Source organism: Bacillus sp. LSHTCR4 (assembly GCF_057197025.1).
This window is the reverse complement of record NZ_JBXUNO010000001.1, coordinates 651119-667690: the sequence shown is the minus strand read 5'-3', so window position 1 is coordinate 667690 and position 16572 is coordinate 651119. Positions and strand designations below refer to the sequence as shown.

The following is a 16572-nucleotide window of genomic DNA, read 5'->3' as shown; positions in this document are numbered from 1 at the left end:
ATTCCTATAAGAGAATTCTTTTTATTCATTATTACACCTCTATAATTATTGGAAGAATCATCGGTTTTCTTTTCGTACTCGTATATATATACTTCCCTAAAGCTTCTCTTACTTCTCTTTTCAAGATACCCCAGCTATTCACTTTCTCTTTCTTTACATTATTAATCGTAATAACAGCTAATTTATTTAATTCCTTCAAAAATTCTTCTGAATCACGAACATAGACAAATCCACGAGAAATAATATCAGGACCGGAAATAATTTCTCCATCTACTTTATTAAAAGTAATAACTATAACGAGCATTCCATCTTCTGAAAGTTGTTTTCGATCACGTAATAATGCATTTCCAACATCACCAATTCCTAATCCATCTACATATATATTTCCTGCTTGTATTTTTCTCGATTGTATTGCCACTTGATTACTTATATCTACAACATCTCCATTACGAACGATAAAGATATTCTCTTTTTCAACACCAATTGATTCTGCTAACAAACTATGGTGATGTAGCATTCTAAATTCTCCATGAATTGGGATAAAATATTTTGGCTTCATTAATGTGAGCATTAACTTTAATTCTTCTTGATATGCATGACCAGATACATGGACTCCAGTAGAACTGCCTGATCCGTAAATCACTCTTGCTCCTAATGCAAATAAATTATCTATAATTCGTGAAACGTTACGTTCATTTCCTGGAATAGGAGTTGCGGCTATAATAACCGTATCTTCTGGCAAAACATCCACTTGCCTATAGTTTCCACTAGCTAAACGCGCTAAAGCTGCCATTGGTTCTCCTTGGCTTCCTGTACAAAGGATTGCTACCTGCTTTGGATCTAAACGATTTACCTCATTTGCTTCAATTAACATACCATCTGGAATATTTAGATACCCTTTCTCTAGAGCAACTTCTACTACATTTACCATACTTCTCCCGAGCAAAGCCAGTTTTCGATTTGTTTTTATACAAGCTTCAACTATTTGCTGAACACGATTCACATTAGAAGCAAAAGTAGAAATAATCACTTTCCTATTTGCTTTCATAAATATTTCCTCTATCCGTTCCCCTACCGACCTTTCTGACGGGGTAAAGCCAGGTCGTTCTGCATTTGTACTTTCCGATATTAAAGCTAATACACCTTCACTACCTATTTTAGCCATTTTATGAATATCAGGATGTTGATTATTAACTGGTGTTAAATCAAATTTAAAATCACCTGTATGTACTATAGTACCTTCTGGTGTATGAAAAACGATACCGAGGCAATCTGGAATACTATGATTCGTTTTAAAAAAAGTTGTCTTGATAGCACCAAAATCAATTTCTGATTCTGAATGAATAACGATTAATTCTGTATCATCTTGAAGGTTATGTTCCTTTAATTTAATTTCAATTAAACCTAACGTTAACTTCGTCGCATAGATTGGTACGTTTAGTTGTTTTAAAAAATATGGTATTCCGCCAATATGGTCTTCATGTCCATGCGTCACTACTAATCCGCGAATTTTTTCTTTATTTTCTTGCAAGTATGTGACATCTGGAATGATTAAATCAATTCCTAATAAACTTTCATCTGGAAATTTTGATCCACAGTCAATAACGACAATATCATTTTCAGATTGAATAACATACATATTTTTCCCTATTTCATTTACTCCACCTAAAGCAACAATAGACACGTTGTTTTTTAATGAATTCAAACTATAAACCCTCCCTTTCACAGTTATAACTCGTGAAATAGTATTTAGGCTTTATTATTCGTAATGAAAAAGGACTTCATACTATTTCATACATATAAAATTCACACGCTACTTTTATACCTATATCCTCTATAACACAGGTTCCCTCTAAAAAAGCCCCCATTTTTTCATTGATTTTTTGTAAAATCTATTATATATTAATTACAGGTTCAAATTACGAGTTCAAAAGAACTTGTAACTAGACCCTTTGTTTAATGGGTTTTACATATTTTCATTAGGCAAATTCCGAGAAATCGTATGATAAAAATAAAAATGATGAGGAGAGGATCCGATGGAATTCGAATTTTTCTTTCAAATTGCACTTATTTTATTAAGTACAAAGCTTGCTGGTGATCTTAGTGTTAGATTAGGTCAACCTTCTGTACTAGGTAAATTAATTGTCGGTATCGTTATCGGTCCAGCTGTATTAGGGTGGATTGAAAATTCAGAGCTTCTAACACAATTAAGTAATGTCGGTGTTATTCTTTTAATGTTTATGGCCGGACTTGAAACAGACTTAGATGAATTAAACGCAAATCGTAATTCTTCTTTAGCTGTTGCACTTGGAGGTATCATTCTTCCATTCGTAGGTGGTTACGTTTCTGGTCTTGTTATGGGAATGGAACAAGGAAATGCTGTATTTTTAGGATTACTTCTATGTGCGACAAGTGTTAGTATTTCCGTACAAACACTTCGCGATTTAGGAAAGATGAAAACACGTGAAAGTACAACTATGCTGGGCGCAGCTGTATTTGATGACATTCTTGTCGTTATTTTATTAGCATTTGCAATGAGCTTCTTAGGTACAGACGATGTTAACTTAACAATGGTTATCTTGAAGAAAGTTGTATTCTTCGCTTCTATTATTTTAATTGGATGGAAAGGTGTTCCCGCGATTATGCGCTGGTTATCACCACTACGCGTATCTGAGTCTATCGTAAGCGCGGCTCTTATCATCTGTTTCTCATTCGCATATTTCGGCGAACTATTAGGAATTGCTGGTATTATCGGTGCTTTCGCAGCTGGTATCGCTATTTCTCAAACAAACTACAAACATGAGGTAGAAAAGAAAGTAGAACCAATCGCTTACGCTATGTTCGTTCCAGTGTTCTTCGTAAGTATCGGTATGAATATTACATTTGACGGCATTGGCAATCAAATTTGGTTCATCCTAGCATTAACAGTAATCGCTGTATTAACGAAACTAATCGGATGTGGATTCGGTGCACGAATGACTGGATTTGACGCTAAGTCTTCTGCGATTATCGGTGCTGGAATGGTTTCCCGTGGTGAAGTTGCACTTATCATCGCAGGAACAGGACTTTCTTCAGGTCTACTAGCACAAGATTACTTTACAGCTATCGTTATTGTCGTTATTTTAACTACAATGATTACACCACCAATGTTAAAATACACTTTTGGTGCAAAAGATAAAGCAATGAAAGCAAGTAAATAAGTTTCATATAATAAAAGGAGATTGCTATCTTATAAGATAGCAATCTCCTTTTTGTTTCATCTTTAAACAATTCCATTCGTTTTTAACCAGTTTTCAAACATAGTTCGTACTTCGTCATCATCCATATCATTACGAAATGAATACACCATAATGCCGTAATCATCTATATATTCACCTAGCTTCATTTCCTCCACTTTCTTATAAAAATCGTCCACCTCGTAGTGCGGAATATAAGCATCCCAAACCGGCTCATTTATTCTCTTATACGCCGTTACTTCTAAATCATGTCCATCTTCATAATATCCGATGTGATAATGTTGACTAGAATCATATTTCTTCATAATAATTCTCCTCCCTTTGAAAACGTATCATATTTCACATAATAAACAAAAGCGAGCTGTAATATACAGCTCGCTTTTCATTAAATGCGTTCCATCGCTGTCTTCAACGTTCCAACAACAAAGGCAATTTCTTCACTTGAAATAACAAGCGGTGGTGCTAATGTTAAAACGTTATTATACCCTGCTGTTGTCATACCGTTTCGTCCTATAATTAACCCTTTTTCTTTACAAGCATTTACAACACTTGCAATTTTGTCGTTATCAATTGGCTCTTTCGTTTCTTTATCATTTACTAGTTCAATTCCAACTAATAGACCTTTTCCTCTAATATTCCCAACAAGTGGATGCTCCCCAATTTCTTCTTTTAATTGCTCTAATAAAAGAGAACCCATTTGTGCAGATCGCTCAATTAAATTTTCATTTTCCATAATTTCTAAGTTTTTAAGTGCTAATGCACAAGCTGCAGGATTTCCACCGAATGTATTAATGTGGCGGAAAAATTCATATTCTCCCTTTCCTTTAAATGCTTCATATATTTCTTTTTTCACAGCTGTTGCTGATAATGGTAAATATGCACTCGTAATCCCTTTTGCCATTGTAATAATATCTGGTTTCACATCATAATTCATAAATCCAAATGCCTTCCCTGTACGTCCAAAACCGCAAATTACTTCATCGCTAATGAGCAAGGCACCGTGTTTTTGACACGTTTCATGAACGGCTTTCATATAGTCTTGTGGTGGCATTAAAATGCCTCCGCCCGTAATAATTGGTTCCATAATAAAAGCTGCAATCGTTTCACTTAATTCCCATGTCATAACGCGATCTACTTCTTTTACACATTCTACATCATAAATGTTCTCTCTTTCTATTCCAGGCATACGATAACAATCTGGCGGCGTTACATGTAAAAAGCCTGAAGCAAATGGCTCATATTGATATCTACGCTGTGCTTGCCCCGTCGCTGCCATCGTTGCCATTGTATTTCCATGATACCCCCGGTAACGTGACATAAATTTATAACGATGCGGTTCACCTTTTTGTGCATAGTATTGTCTTGCTATTTTAAAAGCTGTTTCGTTCGCTTCCGAACCACTATTAGAGAAGAAAATAACATACTCTCCTCCAAGCCACTCATTTAATTTTTCTGCAAGCTGTATAGCCGGTTCATGAGATTGTGACATCGGAAAGTAGGATAATGTTTGTAATTGCTTATATGCCGCCTCTGCGAGCTCTTTTCTGCCATATCCACTATTTACACACCAAAGACCACTCATACCATCTAAATATCTTTTTCCCTGTATATCTTCAACCCAGCACCCTTCTGCTTTTGCCCCTACCATTGTACTATTTGGACTAAAGGGACGCATTCCGTGCCAAACATATTGCTCATCTTTTGCTAATAATTCATCAGTCTGTTTCGTTTTCATCATTTCTTCCACCTTCCATAACAACTTATTTTTCACAAAAGCTGCGCTGGTACCATGATGATTTAAATTTCTCCCTGCTTATTTTCATTCCACAAAATTAAGACAAATCCTACTTACAAAGCAGTATTATTTACAAGAAAATGACAAAAGAAAAAGGAGCTTTTCTTATCTATCGAAAAGCTCCTCTTTTTTAATGTGAAGACGCGTCACTAATACCATGACCAGTATTAGATTTCACAAGAATTTCATCAAATTTCGCTGCATCTTCTTTCTTACTAGATAAAACAGTTCCTAAATATGCTGCAAGAAATCCGAGCGGAATCGAAATAATTCCAGGTGTCGTATATGGGAATATCGCTTCCCCAACAAATATAGCTTTTCCAGCTACAGGGTTCCATACATTCGGGCTTAACGCTACGAGAACAATAGCTGATACAAGACCAACAATCATACCAGAGATGGCACCCGTCGTATTGAAGCGCTTCCAATATATTGTGAATAATATAACTGGCAAGTTTGCACTCGCTGCAACTGCAAATGCTAACGAAACTAAAAATGCTACGTTCAATGTTTGAGCAAATAACGCTAGTATAATAGACAATACAGCTACTCCAATAGACGCATAACGGGCCATGGATACTTGCTCTTTTTCCGTTGATTTCCCCTTACGGATAATTTCATTATAAAAATCATGTGCGAATGCGGATGCTGCTGTTAATACAAGGCCTGCCACTACAGCTAAAATCGTTGCAAAGGCAATGGCTGATACGAAAGCAAATAAGAAATCTCCACCCAATGCTTTCGCTAATAAAGGTGCTGCCATATTACCAGCTGGATTTGCTTTCATAATTGCCTCATTTCCTACAAACGCCGCTGCCCCAAACCCTAAGAAAATCGTCATAATATAAAACGCGCCAATTAACCATGTCGCATATACAACAGATTGACGTGCCGTTTTTGCATCACGTACTGTAAAAAAGCGGACAAGAATATGTGGTAACCCTGCTGTACCAAGGACTAGTCCTAAATTTAAAGATAGCGTATCAAGACCATCTTTATACTTTACACCGGGATTTAAAAACGACTCTTTTAACGGAGTAGCTGTTTTCATTTGCGCGAACATTTCCGTCACACTGAAATTAAATTTAGCGAAAACGATAACAGAAATAATAAATGTACCAGCCATAAGTAGTACAGCCTTAACAATTTGTACCCAGCTCGTCGCAGTCATTCCGCCAAAAATAACATACACAGTCATAAGTGTACCAACGATTAATACAGATGTTGTATATTCGATTCCTAATAATAATTTAATAAGTGCACCTGCACCAACTAATTGTGCAATCATATAGAAAATGGATATCGTCATCGTATTTAGCGCTGCAACTCCGCGAACTTTTTTCGCATCAAAACGGGCCGCAATCATATCTGCTAATGTGTATTTCCCCAAATTTCTAAGCGGCTCTGCAACTAAGTATAGTACAACTAAATAAGCAACTAAGAAACCGATACTATAAAAGAAACCATCAAACCCAGTTAACGCGATCGCTCCCGCTATACCAAGAAAAGACGCAGCAGACATATAATCTCCCGCAATGGCCAGACCATTTTGCCAACCAGTTAATCCCCCTCCAGCTGTATAAAACTCACTCGCATTTTTCGTTTTCTTCGATGCAAAATAAGTTATAACGAGTGTACCAAGGACAATGATTAAAAATAATGCAAAAGCGGTTGTATTCAAAGTCAGCCCCTCCCTTTTTGCATCTCTTGCAGAATGTTTTGTGAGATTTTATCAAAGGATTCAGCTTTTTTGCTATAAATCATACATAATGACCACGTCATGATAAATTGTGCAAAAGCAAATATCCACGCCCACGTCACATCACCAAATGCCGGTGTATTGAGTACCTTTGAATACGATGTTAAAATAGGTAACGCAATAAAAAAGCTTAAAAAGAAAATACTCATTGGAACGATAAACTTCTTTTTCGTATTTAATAACAATTGAAATTCTTCTGACTGAACAACCTCTGTATAATTCACCTCATTTTGCAACTTACGTGCTGACGTATCATCTCGTTTCATTCTCTGATCCCCTCTCTTACTAGAAATACAATTCCCCCTTGTATACCTAAAGACTAAATTTTATAAATATTCAGAAACTTATTTTCATTTTAGACAATCCGTACATTCCTGCAAAGATTTTTCGATAGACATTTTTCGGCAATTTTCCCTAAGTTTTTAATATACTTTTTCAACATACAATTTACGCACTTCAATCCCGTATCAGTGAAGCTTTCATACTCGTTATAACAAAATAAAAAAGTAGCGCTTATCGCACTACTTCTGTTTTTTTCTCTTTTTCTAGATTACGAGCTGTTTCACTTAATTCAACATCTTTTCCATCTTTAAGCGTTCCAAATATGAAATCGAATACTGGATTTGAAACACCAAACCAAAACTTTTCATTTTTATAATGGTGTAATATGTGCTGTTTTTTTAGCCATCTTCCAAACTTAGTAACGGGACGAATTGGCTTATGTGCAATATAATGTTTCCATTCATAAACGAGAAGCATGATAATCATTCCAATTCCGAATGAAAGTGTAATAGTAACACTTTTTGTTATCACGTATGATATAAGTAAATATATAGTAAAGCTCGGTATACTAAACCATACAGGCAAAAATAAAAGTTTTAGATCATCTGGATATACGTGATGGTCATAATGTAATCTTCTTAGCATTTTTAATAAAAATACGTTTTTAGGTGGTTTTAAGTGAAATAAAAACCGGTGTGTCATATATTCGTTTAGCGTATAAAAAATAATCCCAAACAAACATGCTAACAAACCAAACCATGTGAAAAATTGCATTTTTAAAATAATGATAAAAACAAATAAAATACTATACATAATAACGATATCATGTTGTAAAAAGAACTCTTTCCCCACTCTCTTCATCTTCCTTCCCCCCCCCTTTTCAAAAAAACAGTCGCAACATATCGTTACGACTATTTCTTTTCTATATCTTATTCTATACGCTTTACAAATTTGCCTGTTGCTCTATTGTCGAGAAAAAATTGTTCGGTCCAAATATATTTTGCTTCGGAATAATATGTTCCACTGCAAACACTGTTACTTCTCCTCTTTGTACCTCTCCAATAATAAGCCCAAATATTTCATGATTTACCGCAAACGTTGGTTGCGTTGTTTGTAGTAATCTTGCTGCATTATGAAATACCGCTTCATATAGTGGATTTCTATCAGTAATTTCTTTTCTGATTTTTGGTGCTAACGTAATAATGATTTCTTTTCCGTCAATAGTGGTTCGATACATAAAAATCTCCCCTTCAATCTTATGTGAACAACTGTAAAGCTTTGTATGCAAAATGGATAGAATATCCTACTAGAATAATACCTGCTCCGGCTGTTATATAGCCAAGAGCTTTTTGCTTTAATAAAGTTCTGCCAAAATGGACAGAAAAAGCAATATTTAAATTCCATAAAATAATACCAACGATAATACAAAGACTGTACAAAAAGGCTTCTTGTTTCGTTACCTTCGTAAGCAATGAGCTAAGTGTACTTCCGTATATACCAAACCAAAAAACAAGATTTAATGGATTGGATATTGCAATTAAAAAACCTGCCATAAACGATTGTTTAAGGCCGCCTACCTCTTCCTTTTTATATTCCATATTCCATTGAGAAATTCCTTGTTTTACACTTTGAAATCCTAAATAAAATAATAAGAAAAACCCTGTGCAATACATAAAAGCTTGTACATATGTATACATAAACACAGAAGATAAACCGAAATAGATGAGAAGCATAAACAAAATATCTGCTGTCATTCCACCAATTCCAACAACCCACGCATGCCAAAAACCTCGTTCAATTCCTCGTTTTAACATTTCAATATTAATCGGACCTACTGGCGCAGCTAATGAAATACCTAATACAATTTGTTGTATAATCGCTCCAAACATCACTCTATCCTTTCTACTTCCTTTACTATTAAGTAATGATGTAATGATTAAAAATAGACTAGCTTTCATCAAAATATGTACTACTAAAATACCCTTTTTTATCCAAAATATGCAAAAGAGCCATCCAGATGATGGCTCTTACTTTTCTATCTTATGAAGAAAAGGACATTTTCCTTTTATCGGTTCTATATCGTCTCCTATAAAGTATTGTTTCCATTCACGATGATCCGGGTCACCATAATGACTAATATTAGGATGTTTCGGCAGCTGATCCCACTTTTCAACTCGCTCGCGGACTGTTTGTCTAGAATATGCCCCTTTAGGACGATCTCCTTCTAACCCATCAAATATAGTACGTGGCTGAAATCCAATAACGAGAGAATTTCCTAAATGCCTAGTTTTTCGTTGTTTATAAGCTGGTGCATTTCCAAATGCGAATATCGGTTCCCCGCCAAATGAAAATTCCCATAAGTAATGGTCTGGGTCTTCAGGAATTTGCTTTGGCCATGTTTGTTTATCGTTTTCATGTAAATATTGTAGTACTTTCCAAAAGTAATCACGGTAATATTCCAGTGATTGCTCCTCACATTCTGGTTCTACAAAAAGAAAAAAGCCTCTCCTTACAATTGGTCGCTCTTTCATTAATTCTAAAAAAGATAACATTGTATGTGGTAAATGACTCCAATCATTATGAGAGAGAAACGAATAACGAAGTTCGTTCTTTTTCAAAGCTGTTAAGCCGAAATAGCACGGGAAAGTTGGTTCTAGCACAACACTCGAAAAATTTTGAAATTCTTTTGCAACCCAATTCGGTATGTCGTTTCTCGTTCTCATTCCTTCATTATCTAATAAATAAGACTCATTCATTCTTTCACCTCATTATGTATAGCGTTCAATTAAGACTATTACATACTCGGCCTGTCCTATACCTATAAAAAATTCGGCTAAAAAATTATTTAAAAATACAAAAAAATAAAATCGCTTACTTGACTAAATTCTCCCAATTCGTGTATATTTAAATTAATCATTTAGCAGAATATTCAAGATTATAGCATTTTTAGTTTATATTATCTTTTCAAATGAAGTTCACTAAATGAAAAAAGGAATTGTTTTTAGGAGGAATTGTAGCATGCAAGGAAAAGTAAAATGGTTTAACAACGAAAAAGGTTTTGGATTTATCGAAATTGAAGGCGCTGACGATGTATTCGTACATTTCTCTGCTATTCAAGGCGAAGGCTACAAAGCTTTAGAAGAAGGTCAAGAAGTATCTTTCGATATCACTGAAGGAAACCGTGGACCTCAAGCTGCTAACGTAGTAAAACTTTAATCCAACATATAAAAGGAGGTTACCTTACTTGGTAACCTCCTTTGTTATTCCTTTGTATATTTCCGTTTTACAGAGCAAAAACTATGTGAAATGCGCATTATACAAAGGAGGAATTATTAATGGGATCAGAAGTAAATGATTTTGAAGAAGTGAAATTCCGTGTAGAAACAGCACAAAAAATGGTAGGATCAGCGACAATTTCAATGGATCCAGATACATTAGAGCATGCTACTACTGCTGTAGAAGCTGCTCGCTCTCAGCTTGAAATTATGAAATCTGTTGCAACGGATTTAGATGAGCCATTTTTAATGAATGAAGAAAAGAAATTAAATAAATGTGAGCATCAACTAAACGAAGCAAGACACTAAAAAACATCCAGAGAATTTTCTCTGGATGTTTTTTCATGACAACTGTTCCCCATACTTTTTCAATGTTTCTCCAACTGTACATTGCCTGATACAAAATGAATGAGCGTAATATTTACTATTTGTTTTTCGATTATGTTCTCGCAAAAAACACCCTTCACAATACGTTTCTAATAAGTCATTTACCTCTGTAATGAGTTGCTTTTTATCCACCTTTGCACCTCTCTATTCGGTTATTTCTTTATGACTATCAATAACTGTTCCTTCTAATGCTTGCGTTGCTAATTGATGTGCTTCTTTATTTTGTTTTCTAGAGATTGGTTCACATACAAGTTTCAATTTCATTTGCTTCGCTTTTTGTTCAATTTGGTCTAAATAATGATTTAAATGTTCATCATAGCAAGGCCATTCCCCGGCCAATTGTTGCAATACGACTTGAGAATCCCCGCGGAGTGTAACTGCTTCATACTTAATCCCTAATTCCTCGAGTATATTCATACTATATAATAGTGATGCATATTCCGCTTCATTATTATCATATATACCTTCTATATATGCGTTGCGGCGAATTCGGTAGTTTTTATTTCCTTTTTTATAGTACACACATATACCTACTCCAGCTTCTTTCGTCTGCACATCATAACCACCATCAAAATAAACGAGTATTTCTTGGGCTTCTTCCTCCACTTGTTTATTCAGCTTTTTCATTTCCTTTAATGACCATTCGGCATCCATTTCATCGTAAAATAGTAGTTCTTTCACCCTACCCGTTTTCTCAAAATCCTCTGCAAATTGAAGTACTTCTTCTATGTTCATATAATCTGTCGTTAAGTCCGTCTGCAAACCGCGCTTTGTTTTATACAACCAATGAATTTTATATTTCATACTAGATTCCCCTTATATAAGACTTCTTATATGTAGCCAGCTAATGAAAGCCTCACCTTATTTTATTATATTTTATCAATAGTCACAGCATTATATTCAATGTGATTACATACAAAAAGAGCTATCCTTATAGGAATAGCTCTTTCATCTATTGCATAAATCTTTCAAATTGTACTCGCTTATTAATCCAGTACATTACAGGCATACCAATCGCCATGACAACAAATTCACCGACTGCACATGTTAACCAAGACAACATAAATGGTAAACCCAATGCAAGATGAAGTTCAATTGCAATCATAAACATTGTAATTGTAAAGATAACTGTATTAAAAATCATACGAGCCCAAACACCTTTAATAAATCGCATAGAAATAATCGTTGCAACTAATGCAAGAATAGATTGCCCTACTCCAAATACTAAATCGTAAGCGATCATAGGTGAGAAAAAGAGATTCGTTAAAAATACACCTAATACAATTCCGTAAATTGCTTTCTTATTAAATACAACGAGATGATTAAACATCTCTGAAATACGAAACTGTACATTCGTAAAGCCAAATGGCTGAATAAGCATAGAAACAGCAATATATAATGCCGCTAAAATACCATTACCGACTAATGTTCTAATATTCATGACAAAATCTCCTTAGTTTTTTTACGTGGGATGGTTTCGAACCACGTTATTCGTTTTTTAAGCAACAAGATTATATTTTACGCGGTAGCCCCCCTTTCGTCAATAGATTCCTACCATGAACTACCCTTTTTCTTTTAGACAACGTATAATGAAGTATATGAAATATTTAGGAGGTTTTACTTCATGACTGCAACAATTCAAAATGAAAAAGTGATCGTTACCATCTCTGACAAAGGTGCAGAATTACAAAGCGTTCGCTTAAAAGAAGACAATACAGAATACTTATGGCAAGGTGATTCTACTTATTGGGGACGCCGTGCACCAATTTTATTCCCTATCGTCGGGCGATTAGTAGATAATACATATTACGTAGATGGTAAAGCTTATTCTTTAACACAACACGGCTTTGCTCGTGATCTTACATTCTCTGTACAAGAACAAAGTGAAACGAAAATCACTTATATCGTTACTAGTAATGAAGAAACATTAAAAATATACCCATACGAATTCGAACTACTCGTTTCTTATGAACTAGACGGACAAATCGTTCATGTAACATACGAAGTGAATAATCCTACTTCAAAAGAGATGTTCTTCTCAATCGGAGCGCATCCTGGTTTCAACTTCCCGTTATTAGAAGGCGAATCATTTACAGATTACCATCTATCTTTTAATGGTTCAGAACGTTTAGAAACGAGCGTATTAGAAGGACCTTACCTTTCAAATAAGAAGCAACTAATCGCTGAAAGCACGAATGAATTGCCACTTACATACGACCTATTTAAAAATGATGCGCTTATTTTTGAAAATATGAATACGGACGAAATCTCTATTCGTTCTCATAAACATAATAAATTTGTAAAAGTAGAATTTGATGGATTCCCATTTGTCGGCGTATGGACACCAGGCGAGAATGCACCTTTCTTATGTATTGAACCTTGGTACGGAATTGCTGATGAAGTAAATCCAGCAAAAGATTTCAAGGAAAAAAAAGGAATTCAATCTTTACAAGCGAATGAAACATTTACATGTCGTTATAGTATTACAATCGGCTAAGTTACTCTATCCCCTACTTCAAAGAAACATATAAGTAGGGGATCATCTTATCATTTGGAGGTTTCTCATTTTGATTGAAGTATATATTGATGGTGCATCAAAAGGAAATCCTGGTCCTTCTGGTGCAGGTGTGTTTATTAAAGGGGTTCAACCAGCTGTACAACTATCATTGCCCCTTGGGACAATGTCCAATCATGAAGCGGAATACCACGCTTTACTTGCGGCATTAAAATATTGCACGGAGCATAATTATAACATTGTCTCTTTTCGTACAGATTCGCAACTTGTCGAGAGAGCCGTCGAAAAAGAATACGCAAAAAATAAAACGTTCGCACCACTATTAGAGGAAGCACTGCAGTACATAAAAAGTTTCGATCTCTTTTTTATTAAGTGGATTCCAAGTAGTCAAAATAAAGTTGCTGATGAATTAGCTAGAAAAGCTATCTTACAAAATTAACGGGGGTATGAGTGTGAAAAAAGATTGGATTGCTCCTCTTGCCTTATTATTTGTCTCTTTTATTTGGGGAGCTACATTTGTCGTCGTTCAAAATGCTATGTCTTTCGTCGGTCCATTTACATTTAATGGTATACGTTTTTTATTCGCTGGAATCATTTTATTATTCGTTCAAATGATTTTCTCAAAAAAAACTTCAAAACAAGATATAAAACAGAGTAGTCTCGCTGGATTAACCGTCGGATTCTTTTTATGCGTTGGCTATGTATTACAAACATTCGGCTTACTTTATACAACTTCTTCAAAAGCAGGTTTCTTGACAGGGCTTAGTATCGTTATGGTACCAATTTTGTCTTTTATCTTTTTAAAACAAAAAGCTACCATTTTTATCGTAATCGGCATTGCTGTAGCAACAGCAGGTTTATACTTATTAACAGCTGGTGATTCTTTTCAATTAAACATTGGAGATATACTCGTTCTCGGTTGTGCGGTTGCTTTCGCTGCTCATATTCTTGTTAACGGCTTCTTCTCTAAAAAAATATCACCTTTATTGTTAAGCACATCGCAAGTATTAGCTGTAGGTATGTTTTCTTCTATTTGCGCCTTTTTGTTTGAAGATTGGGAAAAATTATTTTCAGTAGCACTATGGACGAATTCTTCCTTTTTATTTGCTCTATTTCTAACTTCCCTGTTCGCGACATCCATTGCTTTTTTCATTCAAACATCAGCACAAAAACATACGTCTCCAACGAGAGTAGCAATTATTTTCGCAATGGAGCCCGTTTTCGCTGCCTTAACAGGCGTTCTCGTTGCAAACGAACAACTTTCTATTTCCGCTATTATCGGATGCCTATGTATTTTCCTAGGCATGGTTTTTGTTGAATTACCTTCCAAAACAAAAAAAGAAGCGCAGGCTGCGTGAAGTTACGCTTGTAACTTCCGCATAAAAGCCTTAGCGCTTTTTTTATCTGTAATCTCTTCTTCTTTCAATCGTTCTAATAACGCAACAAAATAACTGCCATCAAACTGCAATTGATGCTTAATTGTCGCTTCTATTGCTGCGTTTACAATGCCATCAGATGCACCAGTATATCCTTGTCCGAACATAATAAATCCTTGTGCTTCCTCTGATAATTTAAATCCTTTCGTATGTAAGAATGAAAGATAATCTTCTACTGTTTGCATGTTATTCCCACCTACTCAAAAATTCTCCACTTCCTATCATACATGTTTTTATACGCTATGAGAATGAAATTTATTTGACAACTTTGTAAATCAACCGCTACTCCGCTTACAATGAAGGATTTCTATACAATATGAAGGAATATGTACAGTGGAACTTATTTCATATTAAAGGGGAGACACGATGAAACAAGCACTATTAATTATTGATGCGCAGCAAGAATTAATGGATGGAAATGAACAAGAAAATGAAGTTTTTCGTAAAACAGAACTATTATCTACATTAAATACAGCCGTACAGAAGGCAATAGATGCAAATGCCCTTATTATTTTCGTAAGAGATATTGATGTTGCTTCTGGTAGCGGGGAAGGATTTGAAGTACATAATCAAATTAAAGCACCTCCGTCTGCAGTCCTTATTAATAAAGCAGCAACAAACGCATTCTATGGCACTTCTTTACTTGAACTTTTAAAAGAAGAAAAGATTAATCATATTGTTATCGGTGGATGTAAAACAGAGCATTGCATTGATACTGCTGTGAGAACAGCAACTGTACAAGGCTTTGATGTTACATTAATTAAAAACGGTCATTCCACAACTGATTCTACTGTATTATCTGCAGAGCAAATTATTGGTCATCACAATAAAATTTTACATGGTCATTATAATGTTGATCATTTTTCGATGGTGAGGGATATCGAGGAAGACCTCTTTCAGCCAAATCACGATCAATATCGTGATTAACGAAAAAGAATCCTTCGTCCAGAAGGATTCTTTTTCATCCAAAAATTTGTGCTGCAATGCTATATAACTCATTATTCCTTTTTAATAACTGACCGCTATTTTTCATCATAATTGGTGGTGTATTAACCTTTTTGAAACCGGTAATCTCTAATACTTTCATGAAATCTTTCTTTCCTTCTAGTACATCAATTCTTAATTTACCATTATGCCCTTTTGCTAAATCATGTACAATTCTCATTGCCATCGCATCATTTTTAGCAACAACCGGCCCTATTATTTTATTTTCTGGTGTTTGTATGCTTAAACCGTAACCTAATACATTTTGTTCCTTGTCCTTTACAACGATAGACTGTTCACTTTGCATAATTCTTTTCTTTAAAAACTCTTTTCTATTTGTTCCAAACGCATATTCATCTATTTTTATTATTTTTTCTAAATCACCCTCCTCATAATCCATCATATAATCTTCATTTCTTACACAATAATCATTCACATTGTATGAGTTACATATGTATTTAGAGACATAACTTACTGCCCTAAATCCTAATTTTTCATATAAAGGTTTCCCTTCATCCGTAGCAATCAGCATAATTGGAGTATGAGCTGATACGCTTTTAACGCACGCATCCGTTATTATCTTTCCAATCCCTCTCCCCTTATAATCTGGATGTACAATCACCATTCCGATAGATGCTAATTTCTCCCCATATAATATAATTGCAGCGCTAGCAATTAGTTCCTCTCTCTCATTCCAAACACCGTATACAATCCCTGCGTTAAAAATAGTCTCAATTTCTTCTCTGTTATAATCCCACCCAATATAAGAAGATAATGATACAATATCGCCTATTTGTTCTTCCCTAAGACGCTTCACTCTTATTTTCAATCCAGTCATTCTCCATCCCCTTATTTAGACATTTAACTCATTATTACTAAATCAACTTGTACATGTTACCCTTT

Annotated in this window: 21 protein-coding genes and 1 riboswitch; of the genes, 7 read left to right on the top strand and 14 right to left on the bottom strand. The window is 34.9% G+C overall.

Annotation, left to right across the window (positions count from 1 at the left end):
• Positions 1–31: 31 nt before the first annotated feature.
• On the bottom strand, positions 32–1705 hold the full coding sequence (locus AC2CGR_RS03435; RefSeq protein WP_484480502.1) for a ribonuclease J: 1674 nt from the start codon (positions 1703–1705) through the stop codon (positions 32–34).
• Between the two features lie 331 nt (positions 1706–2036).
• Between AC2CGR_RS03435 and AC2CGR_RS03430 the strand changes: the two genes are divergently transcribed.
• Positions 2037–3200 carry a cation:proton antiporter gene (locus AC2CGR_RS03430; protein WP_000393884.1) on the top strand — a complete coding sequence of 388 codons (1164 nt, stop codon included), beginning with the start codon at positions 2037–2039 and terminating at the stop codon, positions 3198–3200.
• A gap of 62 nt (positions 3201–3262) precedes the next feature.
• Here the strand turns inward: AC2CGR_RS03430 and AC2CGR_RS03425 are convergent, their stop codons facing one another.
• The 8 genes from AC2CGR_RS03425 to AC2CGR_RS03390 form a co-directional block, all read right to left on the bottom strand.
• The gene (locus tag AC2CGR_RS03425; protein ID WP_087964825.1) at positions 3263–3541 is read right to left on the bottom strand and encodes a DUF3986 family protein; all 279 of its coding nucleotides are present in this window, start codon (positions 3539–3541) and stop codon (positions 3263–3265) included.
• A gap of 80 nt (positions 3542–3621) precedes the next feature.
• Complete coding sequence (locus tag AC2CGR_RS03420; protein ID WP_270185341.1) at positions 3622–4971, bottom strand: aspartate aminotransferase family protein; 1350 nt, start codon at positions 4969–4971, stop codon at positions 3622–3624.
• A 190-nt stretch (positions 4972–5161) separates the two neighbouring features.
• On the bottom strand, positions 5162–6712 hold the full coding sequence (locus AC2CGR_RS03415; RefSeq protein WP_001098253.1) for a solute symporter family protein: 1551 nt from the start codon (positions 6710–6712) through the stop codon (positions 5162–5164).
• Positions 6713–6714: 2 nt separating this feature from the next.
• Complete coding sequence (locus tag AC2CGR_RS03410; protein ID WP_000817374.1) at positions 6715–7056, bottom strand: DUF485 domain-containing protein; 342 nt, start codon at positions 7054–7056, stop codon at positions 6715–6717.
• A gap of 247 nt (positions 7057–7303) precedes the next feature.
• Positions 7304–7933: a sterol desaturase family protein gene (locus AC2CGR_RS03405; protein WP_087964819.1), complete on the bottom strand. Its 630-nt coding sequence runs from the start codon at positions 7931–7933 to the stop codon at positions 7304–7306.
• Between the two features lie 82 nt (positions 7934–8015).
• Positions 8016–8309: a hypothetical protein gene (locus AC2CGR_RS03400; RefSeq protein ID WP_000286369.1), complete on the bottom strand. Its 294-nt coding sequence runs from the start codon at positions 8307–8309 to the stop codon at positions 8016–8018.
• Positions 8310–8328: 19 nt separating this feature from the next.
• The gene (locus tag AC2CGR_RS03395) at positions 8329–8961 is read right to left on the bottom strand and encodes a LysE family transporter (RefSeq protein WP_087964997.1); all 633 of its coding nucleotides are present in this window, start codon (positions 8959–8961) and stop codon (positions 8329–8331) included.
• A gap of 138 nt (positions 8962–9099) precedes the next feature.
• Complete coding sequence (locus AC2CGR_RS03390) at positions 9100–9828, bottom strand: YqcI/YcgG family protein (protein WP_087964817.1); 729 nt, start codon at positions 9826–9828, stop codon at positions 9100–9102.
• 262 nt (positions 9829–10090) lie between these two features.
• Between AC2CGR_RS03390 and cspB the strand changes: the two genes are divergently transcribed.
• Together cspB and AC2CGR_RS03380 are read left to right on the top strand one after the other, a co-directional pair.
• Positions 10091–10288, top strand: coding sequence for a cold shock-like protein CspB (cspB, locus tag AC2CGR_RS03385; RefSeq protein ID WP_001161727.1), 198 nt, complete (start codon positions 10091–10093; stop codon positions 10286–10288).
• A 119-nt stretch (positions 10289–10407) separates the two neighbouring features.
• Positions 10408–10656: a DUF2564 family protein gene (locus AC2CGR_RS03380; protein ID WP_000534392.1), complete on the top strand. Its 249-nt coding sequence runs from the start codon at positions 10408–10410 to the stop codon at positions 10654–10656.
• A gap of 33 nt (positions 10657–10689) precedes the next feature.
• Here the strand turns inward: AC2CGR_RS03380 and AC2CGR_RS03375 are convergent, their stop codons facing one another.
• The 3 genes from AC2CGR_RS03375 to AC2CGR_RS03365 form a co-directional block, all read right to left on the bottom strand.
• Entirely contained in the window at positions 10690–10866 is a 177-nt protein-coding gene (locus tag AC2CGR_RS03375; protein ID WP_000358801.1) for a zinc-finger domain-containing protein, read from the bottom strand.
• A 12-nt stretch (positions 10867–10878) separates the two neighbouring features.
• A complete protein-coding gene (locus AC2CGR_RS03370) occupies positions 10879–11538 on the bottom strand; it encodes a ribonuclease H family protein (RefSeq protein ID WP_000875521.1) in 660 nt (219 codons plus the stop codon).
• A gap of 148 nt (positions 11539–11686) precedes the next feature.
• Positions 11687–12175 (bottom strand): QueT transporter family protein, encoded by a 489-nt coding sequence (locus AC2CGR_RS03365; RefSeq protein ID WP_001026476.1) that lies wholly within the window; start codon positions 12173–12175, stop codon positions 11687–11689.
• 6 nt (positions 12176–12181) lie between these two features.
• Positions 12182–12226, bottom strand: a riboswitch (PreQ1 riboswitch).
• Between the two features lie 132 nt (positions 12227–12358).
• Here AC2CGR_RS03365 and AC2CGR_RS03360 point away from each other — a divergent pair.
• The 3 genes from AC2CGR_RS03360 to AC2CGR_RS03350 all read left to right on the top strand — a co-directional run bounded on the left by AC2CGR_RS03360 (position 12359) and on the right by AC2CGR_RS03350 (position 14607).
• Positions 12359–13231, top strand: coding sequence for an aldose 1-epimerase family protein (locus tag AC2CGR_RS03360; protein ID WP_087964815.1), 873 nt, complete (start codon positions 12359–12361; stop codon positions 13229–13231).
• Positions 13232–13301: 70 nt separating this feature from the next.
• The gene (locus AC2CGR_RS03355) at positions 13302–13688 is read left to right on the top strand and encodes a reverse transcriptase-like protein (RefSeq protein WP_029440726.1); all 387 of its coding nucleotides are present in this window, start codon (positions 13302–13304) and stop codon (positions 13686–13688) included.
• Between the two features lie 13 nt (positions 13689–13701).
• Complete coding sequence (locus AC2CGR_RS03350) at positions 13702–14607, top strand: DMT family transporter (protein WP_000711157.1); 906 nt, start codon at positions 13702–13704, stop codon at positions 14605–14607.
• 2 nt (positions 14608–14609) lie between these two features.
• On the opposite strand, the gene AC2CGR_RS03345 is transcribed toward AC2CGR_RS03350, so the two are convergent.
• Entirely contained in the window at positions 14610–14870 is a 261-nt protein-coding gene (locus tag AC2CGR_RS03345) for a DUF6123 family protein (RefSeq protein ID WP_001195212.1), read from the bottom strand.
• Positions 14871–15051: 181 nt separating this feature from the next.
• On the opposite strand from AC2CGR_RS03345, the gene AC2CGR_RS03340 reads away from it, so the two are divergent.
• Positions 15052–15612, top strand: coding sequence for a cysteine hydrolase family protein (locus AC2CGR_RS03340; protein WP_087964814.1), 561 nt, complete (start codon positions 15052–15054; stop codon positions 15610–15612).
• Positions 15613–15646: 34 nt separating this feature from the next.
• Here the strand turns inward: AC2CGR_RS03340 and AC2CGR_RS03335 are convergent, their stop codons facing one another.
• On the bottom strand, positions 15647–16507 hold the full coding sequence (locus tag AC2CGR_RS03335; protein WP_131101790.1) for a GNAT family N-acetyltransferase: 861 nt from the start codon (positions 16505–16507) through the stop codon (positions 15647–15649).
• Positions 16508–16572: the final 65 nt, after the last annotated feature.